Origin of the sequence: [Clostridium] aminophilum DSM 10710 (assembly GCF_000711825.1) — a bacterium.
Classification (GTDB): domain Bacteria; phylum Bacillota; class Clostridia; order Lachnospirales; family Lachnospiraceae; genus Clostridium_R; species Clostridium_R aminophilum.
Map to the genome: position 1 here is coordinate 17,246 of NZ_JONJ01000010.1, position 26,145 is coordinate 43,390.

A 26,145-nucleotide genomic window follows, 5' to 3' on the forward strand; every position below is an offset into this window, starting at 1 on the left:
AACGTCCGGACCGGACACATCGGGAGGAAAAAGATGAACGCTCAGGAACGCTATGCATATTGGATGGAAAAACTGTCGGATGAAGATCCGATGAAGAGGGAACTGGAAGAAATCCGGGGAAATGCGGAAGAGATCACGGACCGGTTCTGGAGGGAGATTGCATTTGGAACCGCCGGACTTCGTGGCATCTGCGGTGCCGGAACAAACCGGATGAATGTTCTTACGGTCGGAAGGGCGACCCAGGGAATTGCAGATTACATTCTCGCATCCGGAGTGGATCCAAGGCGCGGCGTCGCGATTGCATACGACTGCCGATATCACTCACGGGAGTTTTCGGAACTGGCAGCGGAGATTCTGGCGGGAAACGGCATTGTCTCCTGGCTGTTCCCGGAGATGCGCCCGACGCCGGAACTCTCCTTTGCCATCCGGGAACTCGGCGCGTGTTCCGGAATCAATATGACGGCAAGTCATAATCCGAAAGAGTACAACGGATATAAAGTTTACTGGGAGGACGGAGCGCAGGTTTCCGGGGAGATTTCAGAGGGAATGTCAGAAAAAATTTCCCGAATCGACCTGTTTGATTCGCCTCGAAGAATGCCGCTGAATGAGGCGATAAAATCGGGAATTGTCCATATTATCGAAGAAGATATGGATAGAAAATATCTGAATTATGTCGAAAGTATGGCTCAGAGGCCGGATAAGGATCTGAATAAAGCCGTCAAAGCCGTATATACTCCCTTGAACGGAGCCGGAAGTATTCCGGTCATGACCGTTCTGAGAGAGAGAGGATTTTCGGATGTGACCATTGTCCCGGAACAGAAAGATCCGGATCCGGAATTCACGACCGTAGGATATCCGAACCCCGAAGATCCGCGAGGATTTGAGTATGCGGAAAAACTCGGACGGACGATAGGGGCGGAACTTCTCATCGCGACGGATCCGGACAGCGACCGGATGGCGGTGGAGATCCGGAATGAGGATGGAGACTACGTTCCGTTAAACGGAAATCAGACCGGCGCACTCCTGATTTACTATATGGCGCAGGCCCGGAAGGAACAGGGAAGGCTTACCGGCCGGGAAATGATGATCAAATCCATCGTGACCGGTGATTTCGGACGGGCGGTATGCGAGGACTACGGCATACAGACATTTGAAGCGCTGACCGGTTTCAAGAATATTTGCGGTCGGATTCCGGAACTGGAGAAAAAGGGTTACCGTTACTTTTTCGGATATGAGGAGAGCATCGGCTGTGCGCCGGGAGAAAAGGTGCGCGACAAGGACGGTGTGTGCGCGGCCATGCTGGTAATGGAGATGGCAGCATACTATAAGAAGAACGGAATGACGCTGGAAGATGTGCTGAATGAAATGTACGGGAAGTACGGGTACTACGCAGAAAAAGAGGTGTCCATCGTCCGAAAGGGCGAAGAGGGCAATCGCGAGATCCGTGGCATCATGGAGCGGTTCCGCACGGAAGCGCCGGATGCTTTCGCAGGCACGGCGATTCGCGGGAAGGTGGATTATCTGCATGGATATAAGGATATCCCGGCAACCAACGCGATGAAATTCATTCTTGAGGATGGAAGCTGGTTCTGCGTCCGCCCCTCCGGAACCGAGCCGAAGATCAAATTCTATTATTATACAAAGAAAAATTCCGCGAAGGAATCGGCGGATGCCATTGCGGCACTCAGCGATGCGGTTGCGGAATGGATCGGATAATCGGAGAGTTGCCGGAGAACCGGAGACTCATTCTTCCATCCGGATCGGCGGATTGCAGACCATTCCGGAGTTTTGGGGGAGAATGAGGGGAATTTGATCATGGACCGGCCGTTGGCGGCGGGGATCACTCAGATTCGGAAAGGTGGAGAGAGATGGAACATGGAAATCTTTTGCGCGGAAAGACTATAGCGCTTGCGCTTTCCGGAGGCGGAGCCAAGGGCGCATATCAGATCGGCATGATGAAGGCGCTGTATGAGGCGGGACTGGAGCGGTCAAAACTCTGGCTTTCCGGCACCTCTATCGGAGCGATGAACGCCGTCTATCTCGCATGCCACGATCCGGAGACGCTTCGGGAGATGTTTTACGCTTTTGACCGGTCGGCAGGCCACGATACGGTTCCGGTTACGCCGTTTGATGTGGTGGGAAAGGCCCGTGAGGATGTCATGGCCGGACGGGTCACTCTGGAGGAATTTCTGAACGAAAAACGGTTTTATGCCATGGATCCGGCACCTCTTCTGGAGTATTACCGGGAGACACTGCCGGATGAACTGCTGGAGCACAATCCCGTTCCGGTCGAAGTGTGCTGCTATTCGCTGATCGCGCGCCGGCCGGTGCATTTCCGGTTGAACGGGCTTCCCGCAGAAGAACAGAGGATGCTGGTTCTGGCCAGCGGAAGTCTCCCGTATGTCTTTCCTCCGGTGCGGTTTCACGGGGACGTTCTTCTGGATGGCGGCGTTGTTCCGGAGATTCTGTTTCATGAGAGGAAGACGGGGCATACGGGCGGGCTTTCGGATGAGAGCGGCCGGACAGAGAACGCGGAGCTGCAGCGGCGGATTTCGGTCGGTGGGGCTGCGGAGACGCCGGCGCCGCATGAAAAAATTCCGGTTCCGGCCATGTGTGAGATGCTGGACAAAGAAAATGTCTGCGCGGACTGGCTGATCGGAGCATTTTTGAATCTTTACGACGAGGTTGAACGCCCGAAAGAAGGAGCCGACAGCGTCTGCAGACGATATCGGGAACTCCGGCCGTCGGTTCCGCTGGAAGAATCGCCGGGATCGGGCACACTGGATTTTTCCCCGGAAAAACTGGATTCCCATGAAAAACTGGGATATGAGGATACGGTTCGGTTCCTTTGCTCATTCGTCTCCGAACAGGCGATGGGAACGTGCGGATATTGACATAAAATAAAAGAGTTGTAATCTTAATAATGTAGGCAATAGGCCCAAGAGGTATATATATAATTTTTTATGTTGGCTTTTTAAGTATGCATGAACAGAAAAAGTCAGGCTGACAAAAGGAGAATACATGATCGTCATACCTGTTTACAATGCGATCCTTCTGCCGGGGATCAATCTCTATTTCAAGAAAAAGGAATTCCGGCAGACATCCGGAAGGGATGCGGTTGCCGATGAACCGGTAACATTTCTCTATGAGAAGGAACTTCAGAACCGCGACAGTCTGACCGCAGACAATTTTTATCCGGTCGGTGCGGAGGGCGTGATCGAGGAGATCGGTGAAAATGATTATGTCACGCTTCGCGTTGACCGCCGTATTACGGTGGAACGTGTGACCATCGAAGAGGACAGGACGATGCGGATTGCTTCCGTGGTCCGCAAGGAAACGGATGATCTTCCGGAAGCGGAAGAGAAGCAGATTTTCGAGAAGCTCCGCAGAGCGCTGGTCACATTTGTGGACAGCAAAGAGTGGGGGGCAATTGTCCGCCCGTATATTGTCCAGTGGGAAAACGTGGCAGAGATTCTCTCATCGCTCTCGAGCTGGCTGCTTCTGACCAATGAGGAAAAATATGCGTTTCTTGCCGAGGACAGCGCGAGAACGCGGATGCAGCAGATGGAAAAAGCGCTGTATGAGTTCCTTGAGATGTCGAAACTGACCGGGGAAGCGCAGGACGAGCAGGAGGAAGACTATCACCGGATGGTCCGCGAAAGCGCGATCCGCCGTCAGCTCGACTACCTGCAGGATCAGCTCGACGAAATGCACCCGGAGGATATGTCGGATATCCGGATGCTCGAGATGAAGATCAAAGAGAGCGGGATGAACGACGATGCCCGGAAAGAGGCGGAACACGTTCTAAAGCGCATTGAACAGGAGGGAACGCAGAGCCAAGAGTACGGCATGCTGTACGACTATCTGGACTTTTTGACGGGACTGAGCTGGAAGAAGGAACCGGCACGCCGCATTTCCCTCACCAAAGCGGAGAAAATTCTGGACGAGGATCATTTCGGACTGAAGAAGGTTAAGTCCAGAATTCTTCAGCAGATCGCGGTGATGGACCTCAATAAAAAACAGTCCGGTTCCATCATCCTCTTTGTCGGAGCGCCGGGAACCGGAAAAACATCGATCGGGCAGAGCATCGCGAGAGCGCTCGGAAGGCAGTATGTCCGCGTCAGCCTTGGCGGCGTCCGGGACGAGGCGGATATCCGCGGACACCGGAGAACCTATCTCGGGGCGATGGCAGGACGGATCATGGAGGGCATCCGCCGGAGCGGGGTCTCAAATCCGGTGATGGTGCTGGACGAAGTAGACAAGCTGTCCTCGTCCTACAACGGCGATCCGGCCAGCGCACTTCTGGAAGTGCTTGACCCGGAGCAGAATTTTTCGTTTACGGATCATTACATGAATGTCCCGTATGATCTGAGCGACGTTTTCTTTATCTGCACGGCCAACACGCTCGATACGATTCCGGAGCCGCTGCTCAACCGCATGGAAGTGATCAATTTTCCGGGATACACTGCGACGGACAAGTTCGAGATTGCGAAGCAGTACCTTCTTCCGAAAGCGCGGAAAGCGATGGGAATCCGGGAAAATCAGCTGACGGTCAGCGATGAGGCGATCCGGAAGATTATCGCGGACTTCACCGCGGAGAGCGGTGTGAGGGGACTGAAAAAGAGGATGGAGACGCTCTGCCGTGCGGCAGCGGTCGAGATTGTTAAAAACAAAGGGAAAGGTCTGGATGTGAAGCCGGAAGATCTCCGCAAGCTCCTCGATATGAAGCCGATCCGTCATGACCAAGCGCTGAAGAAGAAGGCACCGGGCGTTGTGACCGGGCTGGCGTGGACGTCAGCCGGCGGAGAGATTCTTTACATCGAGACGATTCTCATGAAGGGAAGCGGCCGGCTTACCGTGACCGGACAGCTGGGGGATGTCATGAAGGAATCGGCGCAGATTGCGCTCAGCCTTGTGAAGTCCATGTTCCCGGAAAAGGGGCGGATCTTTAAGGACAATGACATTCACATCCATATTCCGGAGGGGGCGGTTCCGAAAGACGGACCGTCTGCGGGAATCACCCTGACAACGGCACTGGCGTCTCTGATCACGGGACGGGCGGTATCACCGGAATATGCCATGACCGGAGAGGTCTCCCTGCGCGGTGTGGTGATGCCGATCGGAGGGCTTCCGGAAAAACTGATGGCGGCGGTCCGTGCCGGCGTGAAGAAGGTCCTCATCCCGGAAGAAAATATGGAGGATCTGGAGGACGTGGCCGACGAGGTCAAGGATAAGCTGGAGATCATCCCGGTGAAAGACGTGAGAGAAGTGCTCGTCATGACAAAGGTTATGACGAAGGCGAGAGCGGCCGGCAACGGGACGGAAAAAAAATGAGCTCCAGGGACGGGGACAGAGGGCCACGAAGCCCGCTTGCAGACTTTGCTACTGTCCGAGCATGAGACGGCGGACCCATCTGCCGGTTTCCGTGAGATCACTGTCGTCCCAGTCCGCCGTCTTTTGGCACCCCGGAACGAGGAGGGCGGAAGTTTCTGCCTTGTTGCTGAGATTCCAGCTGAAATAAGAGATGTTGTTCTCGTTCAGCAGCCGTTTCCAGGCCTCGGCGCTCTCGTAGTCGATACCGCCATTGCCGGATGCGTCACAGATGCTGAACTCCGAGACAATGACCGGTGTTCCGGCTGCCCGCGCACGGATAAGCTTGTCACGGATTCCGTCTTTGTGCGTCGCCGCATAGAAATGGAGCGCGTACATGACGTTTTCTGGATTGCTGAGAGGATTGCCGGCCGGCTGATCGACATCCTGAGACCAGGTCGGCGTGCCGCAGATGATGACGGCTCCGGGGCTGTTTTCACGGATGACCGGGATGATCTGATCGGCGTACTGCCGGATCTCGTCCCAGGTTGTGCCGCCGTTCGGCTCATTGCAGATCTCATAGAGCACATTCGGATGGTTTGCATACCGTGCGGACATCCGGCGGAAGAAATCCGCGGCCTCCCCGGTGTGCTGATTTGGATTTCCGTCGCTCAGAATATGCCAGTCAATGATCACGTACATTCCGAGATGCTCCGCGGCCTGAACTCCCTGATCAATCAGATTCTCCAGGGCAGAGCGGTCGCCGCCGGTCAGATATCCGCCGTACTCCCCGGTGTACATGGCGAGCCGGACGGCATTGGCACCCCATCTGTCACGGAGCGTGCGAAAGGCATCTTCATTCACATACTGCGGGAACCAGGCAAGACCGTGAGTGCTGATTCCCTTCAGCTGAAACGGATTCCCGGACTGGTCGATCAGGTCGGTTCCGCGGACGGAAAGTGCGCCGTGAACAGCGGCAGGAGTGCCGGATTCAGCGGATAAGCATGCGGAAGCCGAACCGGAACCGGTGGCGGCATTGGTGCCGGAAGTGGCCGGACCGTATTGCGGAGATGCCGGCTCGGAGACGGTGAGCTGTTCTGAAGCGGATGCATCGGTAGGATCGGACGCGGAAGAAGAATCCGCCGCCCGGGAGATCGTTCCGCCGCATCCCACGGCAAGGAGTGAGGCGGTAAGGAGAACGGCTGCGCGATATCGCACGGAAGAATGGGAAAATGGATGCATAAATGTCACCTCGTTTCGTCTGTCGAAAAAAAGCATGACAGAGATATCATAATGCGGGTTATTCTGAGGCCATTATAACATTTTTTTGCTGTAAAAGGAAAATCGCCCTGCTTACCGGAAGTAGACCCGGGAGCAGGGCGATTTTCGCAATTTTCTTCGGAAGAAGATCCGGAGATGGACGGTTATTCGCATTTTCTCCGGAAGTAGATCCGGGAGCAGGACAACTGTTCGCATTTTTCACATCTGATCCGGGACAGTATTCCCGGACGGTGCAGGATTAAAGCTGCAGAACTCTTCCTCCGAAAAGCTCCGCCTCTGCTTTTTCATGAGTGACCATGAGAACCGTGCGGTTTTGGGTGTAATCCCGGACGAAACGGATCACCGCATCCCGGGTCACCTCGTCGAGCCCCTTGAACGGTTCGTCGAGCAGAATCAGATTTCCGCCGTATGCAAGCGTTCGTGCGATTGCGACGCGGCGCTGCATGCCGCCCGAGAGCTCACGGACCGGTTTTTCCGCATCCTCCGGAGTGAGAAGAAGTGCGGCGAGAAGGCCATTGATCAGGTCGGTTTCCGAAATGCCGGCTGCGGCGGCATTTCCGCCCCGGTGAAGAACAAAACGGATATTGGCATAGGCGGAGAGATCCGCGAGAAGACGGTCTTCCTGAAAGAGGAAGGAGACGCGTCCCTCGGAGCCGTCGGCCATATGCCTTCTCACCGTGCCGCTGTCCGGCTGCTGCAGGCCGGAAATGATGCGGATCAGCGTGGTTTTTCCCTTTCCGGACGGTCCCATGAGAGACAGGTGGCTTCCGGCTGGGATGGTGAGCGACAGATCCTTCAGAACCGTCGGCTCATTTTCATAGCCAAAACGGATATGATCGAGGCTGACTTCCGCTCCGGCTGCATTGTCCGGAAGTGTCATGCCGCCCGTGGCGGCTTTGGGTTCCGATACGATCGTCCGGGAACCAGCCCGGGAGCCAGCCTTTTTCGCATGATCCGGAGAGGATAATGCGAAGAGCCGGTCTGCGATCCACAGAAAAATGCGTCCGGTCACCATATTCAGAAGGACGATGGAAATGGTCCAGCAGAAGAGATCGGCTGTCTCAAAATAGATCTTGGCGTTGTATACCATCTCACCGATGGAGCCTTTCGGAAGACCGATAATCTCGGCCGCGACGCCGCTTTTCCATGCAAATCCGATTCCGCTCGAACAGGCGGAACGGATCCAGGGACGAAGTCGCGGAAGATCGATATAGCGAAGGCGAACCGGCATTGGAACGTGAAAGGAATCCGCCATCTCCCGGAGGAGAGGATCTTCCGCATCAAAACCGGCAAGAGTGTTCTGGTAAATGATCGGAAAAACCATCAGAAAGGTTATGAATACCGAGAGGTTTTCCGCCCGGATCCAGATCAGGGCCATGATGATAAACGAAGCGACCGGAACCGCCCGGACAACGGCGATATACGGCCAGAGGAGTGTTCGCACGGCAGGAAAAGCGCTTGCACAGGAGGCCAGCACAATTCCGGCAAGAAAGGCGAAAAAAAAGCCGGCCGCAATGCGGCCGGTGCTGAAGATGACCGCAGACACAAAATCCGGTCCGGTCAACAGGGCCGGGAAGCGGACAAGCACTTCACCCGGTGACGGAATCAGGATTCCGGTGTGAACGAAACGGGCAATGCACGTCCAGACAATAATGGCGGCTGCGAGAGCGGCCGCCTTTTCCGCTGGGCCGGAAAAGGGAAGATCTCCCTTTTTCCGGCGGTTTCGATCTCTTCGTTTATCGGTATTACTGCGCCACATAGTAGAAGTCGTCAGCCGGAACCTTGCCGCCGACAGCCTTCGGATTCAGTCCGGAGAGAACATTCAGGAAACCGGATGCGGCTTTTTTCATGTCGTCGCCGGTGATGGTGACAATGTTGCACTCCGGAATTGCCTTCTCTGCGATCGGAGCCTTGACGATGCCGTATTTCTCGACCAGTTTGGATGCATCGGCCGGATTGGCGTTGGCATACTCGGTGGAAGCCTGATACTCGGAGAGGAAATCAGCGAGTTCTTTTGCGTGGCTTTCCGCGAAATCTTTGCGGACAAAGAGGCCGGCGGTGATCAGACGGCTGTCGGTGCCCAGTTTATCCCATTCCTCTGTCATATTGAAGACGGTTTTCAGATCGCTGATCTGTGTCTTCGCAACGGTCACGAAAGGCTGCGGAAGCATTGCGATGCCTTTTCCGTTCTCTTTCATGGATGCAACGACTTCGGTCGGCTCGGACTTCCAGTCGATGGTGACATCTTTTTCCGGATCCAGACCGTTCTCCCGGAGGAGGTAGGTGAGGGAGTACTCCGGAACGGAGCCTTTGCCGGTTGCCATGATGGTTTCGCCCTTGAGATCAGCCCAGTTTTTCAGCTCTTTGCTGTCTCCGCTCTCGACGATGTAGGTTACTCCGAGGGTATTGATGGCAGCCATCTGAATGTTTCCCTCACTCTTGTTATAAAGGACGGAGCCGAGGTTGATCGGAGCGGCGATGATATCGAGATCTCCCTGAAGGAACTTCGGTGTAATCTCATCGGCCGAAGCGGCCATCAGGAACTCATAGGTATTCAGGCTCTTGCCGGCTTCCGCATCGTCAAGGAGTTTGACCATTCCGATGGAAGTCGGTCCCTTGAGGCCGGCCAGCCGGATGGCGCCTTCTTTGTGAGCCTCTGTGGACGCTGCGGCACCGGAAGCGTCAGCGGCATTTTCGGAAGCTGATTCTGCTGTGGTTTCGGCAGCAGCTTCTGCCGTGGAAGCGGCCGTAGTCTCCGGTGCTTTCGGACTGGATGCGCACCCTGCGGCACCGATCATCATCGCAGCGGCGAGTGCTGCCGCGCACAGTCTGTCATTATGATGTTTCATGCTATATTCCTCCCGTATCATAACAATTTTGCATTTACGCGGGCAACGAGCCAAAGCCTGCGCCCCGGTGCGGCCTTGGCGACTGCCGCGATAACGAGCGAAACGCGCGAAGCGTGTTTTGACTCAATTCTGCCCGAAATATTATAATACGGTCCGTAAGATAATTCTGTTGCATCCGCAACACCTGAAAAAAGATTTTCCGGCGCTCCGGCCGGATTAAGAAGAAATGAATTAATCCGCGGTCCAGTCGGCATCGGAAGGAAAACTATTTCCGGCGGTCCAGCCGGCATCGGAAGGAAATTATTTCCGGCGCGGTCTCAGCGGCACAGGCGGAATTCATTTCTCCGGAAATCAATCAGACCGTCTTTTTTCATGGCAGAGAGTTCCCGCGAGAGCGCGGAGCGGTTGGTGCCAAGGTATGAGGCCAGCCCCTCGCGGTCCATCGGGACCGTAAAGGCATCGGAGCCGAATTCGTCACGGCATTCGCTGAAGAAGGCGATCAGTTTCCGGCGGAGCGTGGTCCGCGTCAGGGTCTGAATGCGCCGGTTCATCGAGAGCGCGCGGTGGGCGAGCATTCGGAGAAAACGGTCCGTGAGGAGGCGGGACAGTCGTGCCGCGTTCAGATCTTCGGCATTTCGGGCCGTCGGATCCGCATGATCCGCCGAAATGCCGCCGGAAGGGGCGGATTTCTCCCGGTTTTGGGCCGGAAGAACGGCCGTTTCCGGAGAGAGGAGGGAATTCTGAAGGCGGTCAGTGCTCATCCGGAGTATGACCGAATCCAGATCGGCGCGGACCGAGATGCCGGCGCTGCCGGTACGGAGATAGCACAGGGATTCCCCGAAGGTTCCGCCGGGGAGTACGCCGGCCATCAGAAGTTCCTCTCCGGTGATGGCGGTCATGGAAACCCGGATCTTGCCGGAGAGAACCAGACCGAAGAAGGAGATGGGATCGCCCTCGTTCAGCAGGGATTCACCCTGCGATAAGGTGACGCGTTCCGCACCGAAAAAACGGAGCGCGAAGTCCAGATCCGGTTCGGGAAAACCCGAAAAAAGGGGACATTTTCCAAGGAGGACGCGCTCGGATGCGGAAAGCGATGGGATGGATATGTTCATAGATAATCTCCAATAATGAATATTTTGAATAAATATTTTGCGGGGATGTCTCCGGAAAATCTTGCTGCCGGAATTATTTCTCACACAAAAGTCCGCTTTGTACGCTGAATATTGTAACATGAAAAGCAGATGCGAAAGAAAAAGAAAGAATTGTGATGTACCTTTTTGTCTGATGATGGTACACTATATCCAAAAATGATTTAATCGGCTAAAGCAAAATGTGAAGAAAGGCAGGCTCCGGAGATCCGGAGAGAGGGCAGATTCACGGTGCAGTTTCAGAAAAGGGGATCCACATGGAAGAGAGACAGACATCGCTCCCGGATCGCAGATCCAGAGCATCGATGGAAAAAAGACAGAGTCTGAAGGACAAGAAGAGAATCGTCATCAAGGTCGGAAGCAATTCGCTGGTGCATCCGGAAACCGGAGAACTGAACCTTTCCAAGATTGACCATCTGATCCGCGTTCTCGCCGACCTGAAAGGGGAGGGGCGGGACGTCGTTCTGGTGTCTTCCGGCGCGGTGGCATGCGGGCGCCAGGCTTTGAAGATCGGAAGAAAACCGGGCTCCATGACCGAAAAACAGGCGTTTGCGGCCGTCGGACAGGCAAAACTCATGAGCACCTACCAGCGCTTTTTCGCGGAGTACAGCCAGACAACGGCGCAGGTGCTTCTGACGAAAAATGTCATCATCAACCAGACATCCCGGGACAACACAAAGAACACCTTTGACGAGCTCTTAAAGCTTGGCGTCATTCCGGTTGTCAATGAGAATGATACGATCTCGACACAGGAGCTCGCTCAGCTGGAGACCTTCGGAGACAACGATCAGCTGGCGTCCATCGTCGGCGCGGTGATCGGCGCGGATCTGGTGATCCTTCTGTCCGACATTGAGGGAATGTATACCGATGATCCGCGTCACAACCGGGATGCGGTGTTCATCGAATATGTCCCGACGATTACGGAAGAGATCCTCGGCATGGGGAAGGGCGCGGGAAGCGACGTCGGAACCGGCGGCATGAGCGCAAAGATCGCGGCGGCCCGCATTGCGACCGATTCGGATGCGGATATGGTGATCGCGAAGTTCGACAGTGCGGATATCATCTTCGACATTCTGAAGGGAAAAAATGTCGGTACCCTCTTTGCGGCACACAAAAATGAGAATTTTGATCTGGCAGAGTTTATCCGCCGGGCAAAAGACGCGGAAGAATAAAGTCATGACGGCGTGCCGGGTTACGGATTGGTAAATTTGGAAAAGTATGAAGAATCAGTAACCCATGAAACGGAAATGCCGGGCGGAATGTGGGAAAATGATCCCGCGCTATCGGCACAGATTCAAAGGAGATTACGGATGGAACAGCTTACAGAACTCGGGATGAGAGCCAGAGAGGCGGCATTCGCCCTGAACGGCCTGACGACAGAGGAAAAGAACCGTGCCCTTATGGCGTCGGCGGCTGCGCTCGAGGCGCATGCGGAGGAGATTATCCGGGCAAACCGGACAGATATTGAGAACGGAAGGGCAAAGAATATGCCGGAGGGACTTCTCGACCGGCTTTTGCTGAATGAAGAGAGGATTCACGGGATGGCGGAAGCGGTCCGCGGCGTGGCGTCTCTTCCGGATCCGGTCGGTGACGTTCTGGAAGAGTGGACCCGGCCGAACGGTCTTCGTCTCCGCAAAGTCCGCGTTCCGATCGGCGTGGTCGGGATCATCTACGAGGCCCGGCCGAATGTCACATCGGATGCATTTTCCATCGCATTCAAATCCGGCAATGCCGTGATACTGAAGGGCGGAAGCGATGCGATTCATTCCAACAGCGCGGTGGCGGGTGTGATCCGCGGAGCGCTCAGAGAGAACGGATTTCCGGAGGACGCGCTGCTTCTGATCCGTGCGACGGATCACGAGACCACAACAAAGTTCATGCAGATGAACGGATATGTCGATGTGCTGATCCCGAGAGGTTCTGCCCGCCTGATTCAGGCAGTGGTGAAGAACAGCACGGTTCCGGTGATCGAGACGGGAGCCGGAAACTGCCATATTTTCCTGGATGAAGGGTGCGATACGGAGATGGCGAAGGAGATCATCTTCAACGCCAAGACACAGCGGATCGGCGTGTGCAATGCGGCAGAGAGTCTTGTCGTGCACCGGAGCGTGCTGGTGACGGTTCTTCCGGCAGCGGTGAAAAAACTGCAGGAAAAGAATGTGATCGTTTATGCCGACGCGGAAGCTTTTGCAGCGCTGCAGGAAGCGGCCGGGGCGGATCCGGCGCTGAACCGTTCGCTGATTGAGCGCGCGTCGGAAGAGGATTTCGGAACGGAATATCTGGACTATAAGATGTCGGTGAAGACAGTCGGCAGCGTGGAAGAAGCAATCGGACACATCAACCGGTACTCGACAAAACATTCGGAGACGATTCTCACGCCGGATGAGGCGCATGCCCGTCTCTTCCAGAATGCCGTCGATTCGGCCTGTGTGTACTGGAACGCATCGACGAGATTTACGGACGGCGGTGAATTCGGCTTCGGCGCGGAGATCGGCATTTCCACCGCGAAGCTTCATGCGCGCGGACCGATGGGACTGCGGGAACTGACGACGACAAAATACCAGATCGACGGAACCGGACAGGTGCGCTGAGAAGGAAGATGGGTCAGGCACAGGAAGTGAGAGAAGATCTTCCGATGAGACTGCGGGCATCCGGCGCGGAAGAAGTGCGGGTGTCCGGAAGGATGATTGCCGTGCGATCCCGGATGAAATGAAGAATAAGACAGGAATGTGACATGGAACTCATGATAGAACAGGGACGGCCGCAGGATGTGACCGGGCGCCTTTTAAAAGAGATCCGGTGCTATGATATGCTGGATCATCTCGGTATACCGTACCGCCGGATCGATCACGAGGCCCTCTACACCATGGAGGCGTGTGAGGAAGTGGACGGCGCGGCGGGCGTTGTGATGTGCAAGAATCTGTTTCTGTGCAACCGGCAGAAGACGGATTTTTATATGCTGCTGATGCCGGGGGACAAGCCGTTTAAGACAAAAGAACTCTCCGGACAGATCGGAACGGCGAGGCTGTCGTTCGCGGACGCCGAATATATGGAGCGGTATCTTGACATCACGCCGGGATCGGTGTCGGTGATGGGACTGATGAACGACAGGGAACACCGGGTACGGCTTCTGATTGACGAGGATGTGCTGAACGCCGAGGAGTTCGGCTGTCATCCGTGTGTGAATACCACAAGTCTGTGCATGAAAACCCGTGATATGGTGGATAAGTTTCTGCCGGCGGTGGATCACGCCTACACGACCGTTGTTCTGAACGGTGAGGCGTGAAGGACAGGGACAGACATTTGACGGGCGCATTTCCCCGGCAGCGGGAAATGTGACAGACAGAAAGAAGTAAGAGGATATGACAAACAGTTCATTCTGCGAGCGCTGCAGGACAAGAGACGGCCATCTCTGCACAGCGGATCTTCCCCTTTTCCGGGAACTTCCGGAAGAGGTGCAGGAATCGCTCTGCCGGCATGCGATCCGTCGCCGACATGACAAGGGAAGCCTTCTCTTTCTCGAAGGCGATCCGGTGAATTCCATCCGGATCATCGAGGCGGGACGGGTGAAATTATGCCGGATCGATTCGGACGGACAGGAATATATCATGGATGTTCTCTCAGACGGAAATTCCATCTGGGAGAGTCTTTTTGTGGAGAATGCGGTATTTACCTATACCGCGGTCTGCCTGACGGAAGTCAGCGTGTGCGAGATCAGCAAAGACGTCTTCTTCGGAGAACTGGACCGGCATCCGGGGATAGAGCGCTACCTGATCGCGCTCTTATCCAAGCGGTTGGAGGCGGCAAAGGAAAAGGCGCTGCTCTTATCAATCCGGAGTCCGCGCGTGCGGATGGCCGGATTTCTTCTGGACCGGATCCGGCGTTTCCCGGAGCCGGAGATTCATCTGAAACTGGATGAGATTGCCGCCTCCATCAGCCTGCGTCAGGAGACGGTCAGCCGTGTTCTGCGGCAGTTTGAGAAGGAAGAGATCCTGCAGAGACTGGGGCAAGGACGGATCCGGATACTTTCGAGAGACGGTCTGCGGCGGATTTTTACCAGCGGAGAGGCCTGACGGAAGAGAGGAAGAACATGGCGAAGGGAAGAATCTATTCGACGGAATCCTTCGGCTCGGTGGACGGGCCGGGGATCCGTTTTCTTGTTTTTATGCAGGGGTGCCGGATGCGGTGCCGCTATTGTCACAACGTCGATACCTGGGACCCCGTCGGAAAGTCCCGGGAACGGGAGGCGGAGGAGGTGCTGGAGCAGGCACTCCGATACAGATCCTACTGGGGCAAAAAAGGCGGGATCACCGTCAGCGGAGGAGAACCGCTCCTTCAGATGGATTTTCTGTTCGATCTGATGAAAAAAGCGAAAGAGCGGGGAATTCACACCGTGATCGACACCGCCGGCCAGCCCTTTACGAGGGAAGAACCGTGGTTCGGAACCTTCCGGGAACTGATGAAGTATACGGATCTTCTGCTGGTGGATATCAAGCACATCGATCCGGAGGAACACCGGAAACTGACGGCACAGCCCAATGACAATATTCTGGACATGCTGCGGTATCTGTCGGAGATCGGAAAACCGGTCTGGATTCGCCATGTCCTTGTTCCGGGCATCACGGACCGGGAGGAATCTCTCCGGAAAACCCGGGCGTTTCTGGATACGCTCACCAATGTCGAAAAGGTGGAGGTGCTGCCGTATCACGCTCTCGGAATCCCGAAATGGGAAGAACTCGGAATTCCGTATACACTGCGGGATGTGGAATCGCCGACCCCGGACCGAGTGAAAAACGCGGAGCGGATTCTGCGCGGGGAGGGATGACCGAAACAGCGCGTCCGGTAAGTTCGCCGGAACAGTGCGCAGGGAAATGTGACCGGAAGAGCACGCCCGGGGAGAGGGCGCCGGACCGCGCGAACTATATGCCGGAAGAGAGGAAAGCTCCGGAAAAACCATACGGTGACCTGAAAAGAATGTATGGAAAAAAGAACAAATACAGCCCGAAAGGCCCGGAATCGCGTGGTTCCGGGCTTTTCTTCAAACGCTTGGTTAGATAAGACTAATATTGCATGCGAAAAAGGACACAGACCCCCTTCCGAACTTGACCGCGGTCAAAGAACCGGGGAGATTCACTGTGCTATAAATAGTCCCGGTAGAAAGAGATCCGGATTTTGAATGAAACAAGTGAATGAAGAAAGGAAGTAATCATGTCAATGAGAGAAGAATGGAGAAGCTTTGAAAGCGGCCACTGGGTGGATGACATCAATGTAAGAGATTTCATCCAGAAGAACTACACCGTCTATGATGGGGATGAGAGTTTCCTGGCGGAGCCGACGGAGGCGACGAACCGTCTTTGGGATATGGTACAGGGATATCAGAGAGAAGAACGCGCGAAGTGCGGTGTTCTCGATATGGAGACCGAAGTGGTGTCCGATGTGGACGCATACGGCGCTGCTTATATCGGAGAAGGCACCGAGAAACTGGAAAAGGTTGTGGGGCTTCAGACGGACAAGCCGTTAAAGAGAGCATTTATGCCATACGGCGGTATCAAGATGGCGGAGGAAGCCTGCACGACCTACGGATATCAGCCGAACCCGGAACTTCACAAGATCTTTACCAAATATCACAAGACACACAATCAGGCGGTGTTTGACGCCTACACTCCGGAAATGAAGCTGGCGAGACACAACAAGATCCTCACCGGTCTTCCGGATACCTACGGACGCGGCAGAATCGTCGGAGACTACCGCAGAGTTGCCCTCTACGGCATTGACCGCCTCATCGGGGCAAAGCAGGAGGACTTCGCGGGCTGCGGCTGCGGCATCATGACCGACGATGTGATCCGTCAGAGAGAAGAGATCGCAGAGCAGATCCGCGCGCTCCGAAAGATGAAGAAGATGGCGGAGAGCTACGGATATGATATCTCCGGGCCGGCAAAGAATGCGCGCGAGGCGTTCCAGTGGCTGTATTTCGGATATCTTGCGGCGGTTCGCAGCCAGAACGGTGCGGCCATGTCCGTCGGCCGTGTGTCCACCTTCCTGGACATCTACATCGAGAGAGATCTGAGAGAAGGAACCCTGACCGAGTCCGAGGCGCAGGAGCTGGTGGATCATTTCACGCTGAAACTGCGCATGGTGAAATTTGCCCGCATTCCGAGCTACAATCAGCTCTTCTCCGGCGATCCGGTATGGGCGACCCTCGATGTGGCGGGAATCGGCGATGACGGAAGAAGCATGGTGACAAAGAACGATTACCGCTTCCTCCACACGTTGGAGAACATGGGACCGGCTCCGGAGCCGAACCTGACGGTTCTCTACTCTTCCAGACTGCCGGAGAGCTTCAAGAAGTATTCCGCGATGATTTCCATTAAGACCTCGTCCGTTCAGTATGAGAACGATGATGTCATGCGTCCGATCTGGTCGGATGACTATGCGGTATGCTGCTGTGTATCCGCAACCCAGACCGGCAAGGAGATGCAGTTCTTCGGCGCGAGAGCGAATCTGGCGAAATGCCTCCTGTACGCGATCAACGGCGGCGTGGACGAGAAGACCGGCATGCAGGTCGGACCGGAGTATGCGCCGGTGAAGAGCGACGTACTCGATTACGATGAGGTAATGAAGAAGTACGATGCGATGATGGAGTGGCTTGCGGGCATCTATGTCAACGTCCTGAACCTCATTCAGTATATGCACGACAAGTATTACTATGAGGCGGCAGAGATGGCGCTGATCGATACCGACGTGAGAAGAACCTTTGCGACCGGTATCGCGGGCTTCTCCCATGTTGTCGATTCTCTGAGCGCGATCAAGTACGCGAAGGTTACAGCTGTCCGCGATGAGAACGGCATTGCGAAGGAGTTCAGGATCGAAGGCGATTTCCCGAAATACGGAAATGACGACGACCGCGCGGACGACATTGCGGTCTGGCTGCTGAAGACTTTCATGAAGAAGATCGAGCACTACCATACCTACCGAGACTCCGAGCCGACCACCTCGATTCTCACGATTACATCCAATGTCGTGTACGGAAAGAACACCGGTATGCTTCCGGACGGAAGAGCGGCCTGGACTCCGCTTTCCCCGGGCGCAAATCCGTCCTACGGAGCAGAGCAGAACGGTCTTCTGGCTTCCCTGAATTCCGTGGCAAAGCTTCCGTATGAGTACGCACTGGACGGAATCTCCAACACACAGACGATCAACCCGGGCGCGCTGGGACACAGCGATGAAGAGAGAGCGGAGAACCTTGTGTCCGCCATGGACGGATATTTTGACCGCGGCGCACATCATTTGAATGTCAATGTCTTCGGCATCGAGAAGCTGAAAGATGCGATGGAGCATCCGGAGAAGCCGGAATACGCGAACTTCACCATCCGTGTTTCCGGATATGCGGTCAAGTTCATCGATCTGACCCGTGAGCAGCAGCTGGATGTCATCTCCAGAACCTGTCACGCTTCCATGTGAGGACGAACGGAAAACCGGAGAAGCAGGTTTTGTTCTGATATGTTATGATAGGGGACAGAATCAGCAAAGGGGGCACGGGGATGATCTGGCTGAAAGGAACGGTTCTGCTTATTCTGGCAGGAGGACTGTATTATTTATCGATGGTCAATGCGTCATTTGCCGAGTGGTACCGGGAGAACATCTACCGGATCCTCTCGGAACAGGTGAGCCGGATCAGCGGAACCGTACCCTTTGCCGTGACGGAGATGACGGCCGGAATCCTGCTCCTGATTTTTGCCGGGAGTTTTCTCGGGATCTTTCGAAAAGGCCCGAAGGCGGGCCGGTTCTTCCGGTGGCTCGGCGGTACGTATCTCACGGCCGCGGTGCTGGCACTCCTCTATGTGACAAACTGCGGGATCAATTACCGGTCGGTCCCGTTTTCCGAAAAGTCGGGGCTGGCGGCGGAAATCCGGAAAAATGCGGAATCGGACGGTTATGACAGGCGGGCGCTGGCGGAACTCTGCGCCTACATCGCGGAACGGCTGAACGAAGCGGAAGGAAGGCGCATGGAACATGCAGAAGACAACGGCATGGAACGCAGCGCGGAAAACGCGGGAGAAACACGGACCGCTGTCAGCTATGGAACCGAGACGGAGATCGGCGAGGAGGCACGGAAGGCCATGGAGGGGCTCGGCGAAGAATATCCGGCTCTTTCCGGTTACTATCCGATGCCAAAGCCGCTCGTCACCTCCCGGATCTTCAGCGAGCAGCAGGTGACCGGTATCTATCTTCCGTTCTTTGTCGAGGCGGCGTGGAACCGCGATATTCCGGGATATAACCGCCCGTTTACAGCCTGCCATGAACTCTCCCATCTGAGGGGATTCATGCGCGAGGACGAGGCCAATTTCATCGCATTTCTCGCCTGCATCCGTTCGGACAATGCGGCATTTGCCCGAAGCGGATGGCTCGAAGGCTGGGTATACGCGGGCAACGCGCTGGCGGCGGAAGACCCGGAAGCCTTTTCGGCGCTCTACGGGGAGATCCCGGAGAGCATGAAAAAGGAGCTGGCGGAGAACAATGAGTATTGGGACCGTTTCCGGGGGCGGGCGGCCGAAGTGCATGAGAAGGTCAATGACGCGTATCTCCGCGCCGGGGGACAGGAAGAGGGCGTGAAAAGTTACGGAAGGATCGTGGATCTGATGCTCGTCTACGCACGGCGCCGGGGCTGGAAGGCTGTTTCCTACAAAATTATGTGAAATCTATGAACAATTCCCGCGATTTATCGCATTGACAGGGCAGATATGGTATACTTTTATCGTATATCAGTCTGCTCTTTTTTGTTTCATAGGGGATTTCTCCAGGGCCCGTGCTTTCGCGAGACTTTGGAGACTGACGTGATAACGGGCGCAAACGTAATTCGTCCCGCTGCAGACCGGTCCGGAAACTGCAGGAAAATCTTTTGAGGTGCAGTATGCTGAGAGAAGAGAAGATCCGCCGGATGACGGATCTGGCAATGTTTGAAAAGAAAAACGGAAAAAAAGTCCGGGAGGTGTCGGACTTTTACCGTACGGATTATGTGTTCCGCAGCCTGGTGCGCGGTTTTGTCAGTTATACCGTCAGTTTCGTGATGATCGGTATTCTGTTTGTGTTTTACAATCTGGATATGGTCCTGGATGACCTCGATATGAAGACGCTGACGGTGCGCGTGACCGTCGCCATTGCGCTCTATATTCTGGGAATGATCACCTATCTTCTGATCGTCGGCGGCGTCTACGGACGGCGCTACGACCGTCAGGTGACGCTCTGGAAGCAGTATCTGGAAATGCTCACGTCGCTGTCGCGCCGTTACGAATACCATGAACGGGCGGAGGAACTGATGAGGGAGGAAAAACGCGGATGACCAATCTGCTTGTTTTAAAAGAATATCTGAAGGCGGTCTATGCGCGCTGGAGTATCGTGATCGACCCGGCCGTCCGCTTTCTTCTGGCGCTGATGTCGCTTTTATTTGTCACCCGGTTCACCGGATATCAGGAAAAGCTCGGAAGCATTCTGTTGATCGTGCTGACTTCGGTGGGATGCGCTTTTCTGCCGACCACGGCGATCACGGCGGTTGCGGGATTTTTCCTGCTGGCCGAGTTTTTTGCGCTCTCTATGGAGGTGACGGTGATCACCCTCACATTCATTCTGATCGTCATGCTGCTCCTCTTTGGATTCCAGCCGGATTCGATCTGGCTGCTCCTGCTGGCGCCGCTGGTGCTGTTTGCCAAAATGCCGCTTGCCATGGCGGTTCTGGTGGGACTTTCCGGGACGCTGGTTTCGGTGATTCCGATGAGCTGCGGCATTTTCGTCTATTACCTGATCATGTACGTCCGGCAGAACAGCAGTACGCTGACGGAAAAAGGGGAAGTAAGGGAAATGTCGGAGGTATTTTCCAGCATTCTCCGGGGCATCCTGTCCAATCCGGAAATGATCGTCATGCTGATTGCGGTCTGCATCACCATGCTGGTAACACTTCTTCTGCGCAGACTTTCGGTCAATTACGTGTGGGAGATCGCGATCGCCGGCGGACTGATGGCGGGCCTGATCGTGATTCTGGCCGGGAGCTACAGCTTCAGCCTTTCCGTCAGTCTTCCGCTCACCGCGGTTTCGGTGGCGGTCAGTGTACTGGTTGCCATGCTGTACCGGTTCCTTCGTTTTTCGGCCGATTACGGCCGCACGGAGTTCCTTCAGTATGAGGACGAGGATTACTACTATTATGTGAAGGCCGTCCCGAAAGTCAATATTGCACGGACGGATGTCAAGGTGCAGAAAATCAATAAAGTTCACAGGAGGTGACACGGTGGGAACGTCGTTTTTTTCCCAGCTTTATTCCTGGATTTCGTTTGTCCCGAAGATCGGATTTAAAAATATCGTCGAGATTCTGATTATCACGTTTTTGATCTATAAGATCATCATCTGGATCCGGAATACCCGCGCGAGCGTGCTTTTGAAGGGAATTGGCTTTATTTTCGGCTTTTTCGTGTTTGCAGCGGTTCTTGATCTGGACACGATTCTCTGGCTGATGGAAAAATTCTCCGTGATCGCGGTGACCGCAGTGCTGGTTATCTTCCAGCCGGAGCTCCGGAGAGCGCTGGAGCAGCTCGGAAGCCAGAAGATGTTCGGCAATCTCTTCCAGTCGGAGGAGGACGCCGAAAAAGAGGAATTTTCGGAGGTGACCGTCGGCGAGCTTGTCCGCGCCTGTTTTGAGATGAGCAGGGTCAAGACCGGCGCGTTGATGGTTCTTGAGCGTGAGAGCCCGCTTTCCGAAATCCGGCGCACCGGGATCGACATCGACGGTCTCGTGAGCAGCCAGCTTCTGATCAATATTTTTGAACACAACACGCCGCTTCATGACGGAGCGGTTGTGATCCGGGGAAACCGGGTCGCGGCGGCGACCTGTTATCTCCCTCTTTCCGAGAACAATGATATCAGCAAGGCTTACGGTACCAGACACCGTGCCGCCATCGGCATCAGCGAGAACACGGACAGCGTGACACTGGTAGTCTCGGAGGAGACCGGTCAGGTATCCGTGGCGATCGGCGGGGAGCTTCAGGCAGCGTCGACGCAGGAAAGGCTGAGAGATATCCTCGAGACCGAGATGCTCCGCGGTGAACCGATCGGAAACCGGCATTTTGGCTCGTTCTGGAAGAGGAGGAAGCATGAAGGAAAAGATTCTGAATAATGCCAGATGGAAACTGATGGCTCTCGGGCTGGCGTTTATCGTCTGGCTCAGCGTCGTCAATATCGCGAATCCGACGATTACATCGACCCGGGAGGTGCAGGTGGAGATCGTGAACGGAGATATCCTTCAGGACGCGAATCTGGCATATGAGGTTCTCGGCAAGAAGACCGCGACGGTCACCTACAAGGTTCGGACGAGAGACGACTACCGGATCAAGGCGTCGGATTTTCGTGCATATGCGGATCTCTCCGAGATGTATGCCGTGACGGGGGCTATCCCGATTCATCTGCAGGTGCTGAACAACGCATCACTCATTGACGGAGAAAAGGTTGCACCGGAGGTGGTGCGGATCCAGACGGAGCCGATGCAGACCAAAGAGTTCAGTGTTGTGGCACGGCCGAAGGGAAAAGTCGCTTCCGGCTTTGAGAAGGGAGCGGTAACGCTTGATCCGCAGAAAGTTGTGGTTCAGGGACCGCAGTCTCTGGTCGGACAGATCAATTCTGTCGGCGTGGAATTTGATGTGGAAGGCGCAGACAGTACCGTCGAGACGGACGGAACGCCGGGATTCTATGATGCAAACGGAAATGCGCTTCATCTGAGCGACTCGGTACAGATCCTGACGGATTCCGTTCACTGCACTATGGAAGTGCTTCGGCTGAAGGAAATCCCGCTGAACTTTGTGGTTAGCGGAACTCCTGCGGACGGTTATCGCTTCACCGGCGCGGATGCGACCGTTGCCGCGGTCAATGTGGCCGGCGATACCCGGATTCTGGATTCTCTCAGTGAGATCCGGATCCAGACACCGGCGCTGAACGTGGCGGATGCCGAGAAGAATGTGGAGACAGAGATCGACATCAGTGATTATCTTCCGGAGGGAGTGACCGTATCCGGTCTCGACAGCACTGTGATTCACGTGGTTCTGAATGTGAAGAAACTGGATATCCAGCGCTTCAATGTCAGCCCGTCGGATATTACGCTCACGGGTGAAAACGGCAGTTACCGCTATACGGTGGAGAGCGCGTCGATGGGAATGCGGATTCAGGGACTTCCGGATGTGTTAAAGAAACTGAAAGTTTCGGATCTGAGCCTGACAGCGGATGTGTCATCCCTTTCGCCCGGAGTGCACACGATTCAGGTCAAGGCAGAGCCGGCGGACGGATGTGAGATCGTCACCTACCCGTCTGTCACGGTTCATGTCCGCGACGAGAACAGCAGCGAAAACAACGATGAGAACACCGGTTCCGCGGAAGCGGAATCGGGTTCGGCCGGAGAAGAGACAAAGGCTTCCGGCAAAAACGGAGAGAAAAAAACGGAGGAGGATGCGGCGAATTTTAGTGCCGCATCCGGAAATTGACCTATGATCAGTGAACAAGTTACACTCGGTGTTCCGGAAGGCCTTCATCTGAGGCCGGCGAACCGCCTGTGCAATATTGCCATTGGATTTCAGTCCAGCATCGTGTTCCGCGTGCGGGAATCCGATTACAACGCAAAGAGCGTGCTTAGCACGCTCGGCGCCTGCATCCGGTTCGGCGATGCTTTTGAGATCCGCTGTGATGGGCCGGATGAGCAGGAAGCTCTGAAGGCCATGTGTGAGGCGGTCCGGGGAGAACTGACATGATAATCTATCTCATTCTCTATGCGGCGGCATATCTGGCTTCCGCGAGCGGTCATACGTTGCTGGCCGGGCTGGAACTTGGCATCGCCGCCATTTACCTTTTTGCGGAAAGCGTAAAAAGAAGCGGGAGTTTTTGCGATCTGCGGGGCCTCTTTTCCCTGAGTTTCAGCGGGGGAGAGGCCCTTGCTGTCATGCGGCTTTCGTATCTGTCGTCCGAATGGTCTCCGGTTACGTGGCTCTCCTTTTTTGCCGCACAGATGGCATTTCTTACGGCATGGGAACTGACGGGCATCCGGATGGACGGTCGGAGCGGATTCGGAATCGCTTCCCCGGGGCAGACGGAAAACGGTGGCTGGAATTCCGGTTTCGGAAGCGGCCGGCGTTCGGCTTTCGGAGGCGACCGGGGAAGAAGCGGAGGACACGGTACCGGAGGCGCTGACTCGGCGCGGCATGCCGTGGCGGCGAGCGCATTTGCCATCGCTGCCGTGAGTTTTCTGAGTTTTCTGTTTGAAGCATTCCGGCTCGGGTATGTTCCACTTTTTGTCCGCGGCGTTCCGCATGCCTACTCTGAGTTTCATCTCATGGGGGTTCATTACATTACGGTCAGCTGCGTGCTGGTGCCGGGACTGGACATGATATATCTTAAACTCCGGAAGGATGCGGGAGAACAGTTTTCGGTGCGCGTCCGCTCCGTCGGCAGCATCAACCGGTTTCATTTTCTCAACGGCAACATGATCGGGAAAAGAGATCTTTTCTTTGACCGGCTGGCGGAACTCGCCCTTATTCTGTCGCTGGCGGTCCCGCTTCTGTGCGTTTCCCGCTTTCAGATGATGTTCGGAATTCTGATCGCGGTGGCGGTGTATGTCCGGATGTTTGACCGGATCCGTCCCTGGATGATTCCGGCCGCGCTAACGGTGATCGCGGTGCTCTTTGCGGCTTTGTCCGTCGCGAGAAGCCATGATGCGGCGTACCTGAATCAGGTGTTTGAGATGAAGAATGAACACATGCCGGTCTTTTTCTCGCAGCCGTATATCTATATCGCAAACAATTACGAGAATTTCGACTATATGGTGCGGGCGCTCACAGAGCACTCGATGGGAGCAAAGTCCATGATGCCGCTTCTGACTTTTACCGGCATAAAGTTTCTGAAGCCGGAACTGGTGGAATGGCCGATGTATTTTGTGAAAGAAGAGCTGACCACCACCACGATCCTTTACGACGCCTACTATGATTTCGGTGTCTTTGGCGTGGTACTGTTCTCCGCTCTTCTCGGCGGAGCGGCGCGCTGGATTGCCGATCGGGCGGAAAAATGCACGAATCCGGTGATGTTTCTGTTTTACGGACAGGCAGCCGTCTATCTTCTTCTGGCGTTCTTTACGACCTGGTTTTCCCTTCCGGTGACGTGGTTTTATTTCGGCGTTACGGCCGCGGCCGCACTGGCGGTGGAACTTCGAAGCTGACGGAAACATAATAAAAAATTATGCTTATCAAAACGCAAGATAATTGGTTATCGGATATAAAAACGGATATAATGGAAATATATAGATAAGAACTGCAGATCCGTTTTTTCAGAAAGAGGATATACCATGATATCAGAAAAAATGATGCCGTTACTTCGCAATAATTCCGCGATCCGTATGATGTTTGAGGAAGGCAACCGCCTTGCGGCGCTGTACGGACGGGAAAATGTTTATGACTTCAGCCTCGGAAATCCCTCGGTTCCGGCGCCGCCGGAGGTCAATCAGGCAATCCGGGATGTTCTGGAGGAGGAAGATACGCTTCTGATTCACGGATATATGTCCAACAGCGGATATGAGGATGTCCGCGAGGCGATCGCGCAGTCGCTGAATGACCGGTTCGGAACCCGCTTCGGTGCCCGGAATCTGATCATGACCGTGGGAGCGGCCAGCGCGCTGAATATCATTCTGAAAGCGGTGCTGAATCCGGACGATGAAGTGCTGACCTTTGCCCCGTACTTTGTCGAGTACGGCAATTATGTCCGCAATTATGACGGAAAACTGATGGTGGTTCCGGCTGACACCGAAACGTTTCAGCCGAACCTGACCGCGTTTGAGTCGATGATCAACAAACGCACCAAGGCGGTGCTCATCAACACGCCGAACAATCCCACCGGCGTCATTTATTCCGAAGAGACCATCCGGAGCCTTGCCGCAATTCTGGAAGAAAAGCAGAAGGAATTCGGCACGGAGATTCTGCTGATCTCCGACGAGCCATACCGCGAGCTTGCATACGACGGGATCGAGGTTCCGTATGTGACAAAGTTCTATGCCAACAGCGTGGTCTGCTATTCGTACAGCAAGTCACTCTCTCTTCCGGGGGAGCGAATCGGATATGTTGTGATCCCGGACGAGGTCAGTGAGAGCAGGGAGCTGATCGCGGCGGCCGCCATCGCAAACCGTGTGATCGGAAGCGTGAATGCGCCTTCTCTGATTCAGAGAGTGATCAAGCGCTGTCTGAATGCGAAAGTGAATGTCGAAGCCTATGACCGGAACCGCAGTGCGCTCTATGACGGTCTGACAGCTCTCGGATTTGAATGTGTGCGCCCGCAGGGAGCGTTCTATATGTGGGTGAAGTCTCCTGTGGAAGATGAAAAGGAATTCTGTGATGTCTGCAGAGAACATCATATTCTGGTGGTGCCGGGTTCCTCCTTTGCCTGCGGCGGATACGTCCGCATCGCGTACTGCGTGAGCTACGACATGATCGGGCGTTCCATGCCGGCATTTGCAAAGGTCGCGGAGCAATACGGCCTGAAAAAATAAA

At 55.0% G+C, this 26,145-nt stretch carries 21 protein-coding genes; 17 read left to right on the plus strand and 4 right to left on the minus strand.

From position 1 onward, the window contains the following. The first annotated feature begins 33 nt into the window (after positions 1-33). The 3 genes from BR86_RS0108165 to lon all read left to right on the plus strand — a co-directional run bounded on the left by BR86_RS0108165 (position 34) and on the right by lon (position 5,334). Complete coding sequence (locus BR86_RS0108165; RefSeq protein ID WP_031472905.1) at positions 34-1,716, plus strand: phospho-sugar mutase; 1,683 nt, start codon at positions 34-36, stop codon at positions 1,714-1,716. 152 nt (positions 1,717-1,868) lie between these two features. Next, the gene (locus BR86_RS0108170) at positions 1,869-2,894 is read left to right on the plus strand and encodes a patatin-like phospholipase family protein (protein WP_031472907.1); all 1,026 of its coding nucleotides are present in this window, start codon (positions 1,869-1,871) and stop codon (positions 2,892-2,894) included. A 127-nt stretch (positions 2,895-3,021) separates the two neighbouring features. Then, positions 3,022-5,334 carry an endopeptidase La gene (gene lon / locus BR86_RS0108175; RefSeq protein WP_031472909.1) on the plus strand — a complete coding sequence of 771 codons (2,313 nt, stop codon included), beginning with the start codon at positions 3,022-3,024 and terminating at the stop codon, positions 5,332-5,334. Positions 5,335-5,382: 48 nt separating this feature from the next. Here lon and BR86_RS14650 read toward each other — a convergent pair whose 3' ends face one another. From BR86_RS14650 to BR86_RS15225, 4 genes are all read right to left on the minus strand, one after another. Continuing rightward, complete coding sequence (locus BR86_RS14650; protein WP_038288317.1) at positions 5,383-6,552, minus strand: glycoside hydrolase family 5 protein; 1,170 nt, start codon at positions 6,550-6,552, stop codon at positions 5,383-5,385. Between the two features lie 277 nt (positions 6,553-6,829). After that, positions 6,830-8,350, minus strand: coding sequence for an ATP-binding cassette domain-containing protein (locus BR86_RS15220; protein ID WP_051684686.1), 1,521 nt, complete (start codon positions 8,348-8,350; stop codon positions 6,830-6,832). Next, on the minus strand, positions 8,337-9,440 hold the full coding sequence (locus BR86_RS0108190) for an ABC transporter substrate-binding protein (RefSeq protein ID WP_031472915.1): 1,104 nt from the start codon (positions 9,438-9,440) through the stop codon (positions 8,337-8,339). The genes BR86_RS15220 and BR86_RS0108190 overlap by 14 nt, the downstream gene beginning before the upstream one ends. Positions 9,441-9,757: 317 nt before the next feature. Further along, a complete protein-coding gene (locus BR86_RS15225; protein WP_051684687.1) occupies positions 9,758-10,552 on the minus strand; it encodes a Crp/Fnr family transcriptional regulator in 795 nt (264 codons plus the stop codon). Positions 10,553-10,845: 293 nt separating this feature from the next. Here BR86_RS15225 and proB point away from each other — a divergent pair, with 293 nt between their 5' ends. From proB to BR86_RS0108280, 14 genes are all read left to right on the plus strand, one after another. Beyond that, entirely contained in the window at positions 10,846-11,760 is a 915-nt protein-coding gene (gene proB, locus BR86_RS0108205; RefSeq protein WP_330372121.1) for a glutamate 5-kinase, read from the plus strand. Positions 11,761-11,898: 138 nt separating this feature from the next. Beyond that, the gene (locus BR86_RS0108210; RefSeq protein ID WP_031472923.1) at positions 11,899-13,179 is read left to right on the plus strand and encodes a glutamate-5-semialdehyde dehydrogenase; all 1,281 of its coding nucleotides are present in this window, start codon (positions 11,899-11,901) and stop codon (positions 13,177-13,179) included. A 143-nt stretch (positions 13,180-13,322) separates the two neighbouring features. Further along, on the plus strand, positions 13,323-13,874 hold the full coding sequence (locus BR86_RS0108220) for a prolyl-tRNA synthetase associated domain-containing protein (RefSeq protein WP_031472925.1): 552 nt from the start codon (positions 13,323-13,325) through the stop codon (positions 13,872-13,874). A gap of 76 nt (positions 13,875-13,950) precedes the next feature. Further along, the gene (locus BR86_RS0108225; RefSeq protein ID WP_031472927.1) at positions 13,951-14,661 is read left to right on the plus strand and encodes a Crp/Fnr family transcriptional regulator; all 711 of its coding nucleotides are present in this window, start codon (positions 13,951-13,953) and stop codon (positions 14,659-14,661) included. A 17-nt stretch (positions 14,662-14,678) separates the two neighbouring features. Beyond that, entirely contained in the window at positions 14,679-15,413 is a 735-nt protein-coding gene (gene pflA, locus BR86_RS0108230) for a pyruvate formate-lyase-activating protein (RefSeq protein WP_031472929.1), read from the plus strand. Between the two features lie 383 nt (positions 15,414-15,796). Then, positions 15,797-18,049, plus strand: a complete 2,253-nt coding sequence (gene pflB / locus BR86_RS0108240) for a formate C-acetyltransferase (RefSeq protein ID WP_031472933.1) — start codon at positions 15,797-15,799, stop codon at positions 18,047-18,049. A gap of 80 nt (positions 18,050-18,129) precedes the next feature. Next, the gene (locus tag BR86_RS0108245; RefSeq protein WP_051684688.1) at positions 18,130-19,284 is read left to right on the plus strand and encodes a DUF3810 domain-containing protein; all 1,155 of its coding nucleotides are present in this window, start codon (positions 18,130-18,132) and stop codon (positions 19,282-19,284) included. 215 nt (positions 19,285-19,499) lie between these two features. Continuing rightward, entirely contained in the window at positions 19,500-19,928 is a 429-nt protein-coding gene (locus tag BR86_RS0108250; protein WP_031472937.1) for a hypothetical protein, read from the plus strand. Continuing rightward, positions 19,925-20,863 (plus strand): hypothetical protein, encoded by a 939-nt coding sequence (locus BR86_RS0108255; RefSeq protein WP_031472939.1) that lies wholly within the window; start codon positions 19,925-19,927, stop codon positions 20,861-20,863. The genes BR86_RS0108250 and BR86_RS0108255 overlap by 4 nt, the downstream gene beginning before the upstream one ends. A gap of 4 nt (positions 20,864-20,867) precedes the next feature. Further along, the gene (cdaA, locus tag BR86_RS0108260; RefSeq protein WP_031472941.1) at positions 20,868-21,749 is read left to right on the plus strand and encodes a diadenylate cyclase CdaA; all 882 of its coding nucleotides are present in this window, start codon (positions 20,868-20,870) and stop codon (positions 21,747-21,749) included. Continuing rightward, entirely contained in the window at positions 21,727-23,103 is a 1,377-nt protein-coding gene (locus BR86_RS0108265; RefSeq protein ID WP_031472943.1) for a CdaR family protein, read from the plus strand. Before cdaA ends, BR86_RS0108265 begins: the two co-directional genes overlap by 23 nt. Positions 23,104-23,106: 3 nt before the next feature. After that, positions 23,107-23,367 carry an HPr family phosphocarrier protein gene (locus BR86_RS0108270; RefSeq protein ID WP_031472945.1) on the plus strand — a complete coding sequence of 87 codons (261 nt, stop codon included), beginning with the start codon at positions 23,107-23,109 and terminating at the stop codon, positions 23,365-23,367. Then, positions 23,364-24,824: an O-antigen polymerase gene (locus tag BR86_RS0108275; RefSeq protein ID WP_031472947.1), complete on the plus strand. Its 1,461-nt coding sequence runs from the start codon at positions 23,364-23,366 to the stop codon at positions 24,822-24,824. Before BR86_RS0108270 ends, BR86_RS0108275 begins: the two co-directional genes overlap by 4 nt. Before the next feature lie 126 nt (positions 24,825-24,950). Next, positions 24,951-26,144, plus strand: coding sequence for a pyridoxal phosphate-dependent aminotransferase (locus tag BR86_RS0108280; RefSeq protein ID WP_031472949.1), 1,194 nt, complete (start codon positions 24,951-24,953; stop codon positions 26,142-26,144). The last annotated feature ends 1 nt before the right edge of the window (position 26,145 follow it).

Coding starts and splice junctions, on each gene's coding strand:
- pflA (WP_031472929.1), top strand. CDS start 14,679: ATGGCGAAGGGAAGAATCTATTCGACGGAATCCTTCGGCTCGGTGGAC.
- proB (WP_330372121.1), top strand. CDS start 10,846: ATGGAAGAGAGACAGACATCGCTCCCGGATCGCAGATCCAGAGCATCG.
- BR86_RS0108250 (WP_031472937.1), top strand. CDS start 19,500: ATGCTGAGAGAAGAGAAGATCCGCCGGATGACGGATCTGGCAATGTTT.
- BR86_RS0108220 (WP_031472925.1), top strand. CDS start 13,323: ATGGAACTCATGATAGAACAGGGACGGCCGCAGGATGTGACCGGGCGC.
- BR86_RS0108190 (WP_031472915.1), bottom strand. CDS start 9,440: ATGAAACATCATAATGACAGACTGTGCGCGGCAGCACTCGCCGCTGCG.
- BR86_RS0108275 (WP_031472947.1), top strand. CDS start 23,364: ATGATAATCTATCTCATTCTCTATGCGGCGGCATATCTGGCTTCCGCG.
- BR86_RS0108255 (WP_031472939.1), top strand. CDS start 19,925: ATGACCAATCTGCTTGTTTTAAAAGAATATCTGAAGGCGGTCTATGCG.
- BR86_RS0108165 (WP_031472905.1), top strand. CDS start 34: ATGAACGCTCAGGAACGCTATGCATATTGGATGGAAAAACTGTCGGAT.
- BR86_RS0108170 (WP_031472907.1), top strand. CDS start 1,869: ATGGAACATGGAAATCTTTTGCGCGGAAAGACTATAGCGCTTGCGCTT.
- lon (WP_031472909.1), top strand. CDS start 3,022: ATGATCGTCATACCTGTTTACAATGCGATCCTTCTGCCGGGGATCAAT.
- BR86_RS0108225 (WP_031472927.1), top strand. CDS start 13,951: ATGACAAACAGTTCATTCTGCGAGCGCTGCAGGACAAGAGACGGCCAT.
- BR86_RS15225 (WP_051684687.1), bottom strand. CDS start 10,552: ATGAACATATCCATCCCATCGCTTTCCGCATCCGAGCGCGTCCTCCTT.
- BR86_RS0108280 (WP_031472949.1), top strand. CDS start 24,951: ATGATATCAGAAAAAATGATGCCGTTACTTCGCAATAATTCCGCGATC.
- pflB (WP_031472933.1), top strand. CDS start 15,797: ATGTCAATGAGAGAAGAATGGAGAAGCTTTGAAAGCGGCCACTGGGTG.
- BR86_RS0108245 (WP_051684688.1), top strand. CDS start 18,130: ATGATCTGGCTGAAAGGAACGGTTCTGCTTATTCTGGCAGGAGGACTG.
- BR86_RS0108270 (WP_031472945.1), top strand. CDS start 23,107: ATGATCAGTGAACAAGTTACACTCGGTGTTCCGGAAGGCCTTCATCTG.
- BR86_RS15220 (WP_051684686.1), bottom strand. CDS start 8,350: ATGTGGCGCAGTAATACCGATAAACGAAGAGATCGAAACCGCCGGAAA.
- BR86_RS0108265 (WP_031472943.1), top strand. CDS start 21,727: ATGAAGGAAAAGATTCTGAATAATGCCAGATGGAAACTGATGGCTCTC.
- BR86_RS0108210 (WP_031472923.1), top strand. CDS start 11,899: ATGGAACAGCTTACAGAACTCGGGATGAGAGCCAGAGAGGCGGCATTC.
- BR86_RS14650 (WP_038288317.1), bottom strand. CDS start 6,552: ATGCATCCATTTTCCCATTCTTCCGTGCGATATCGCGCAGCCGTTCTC.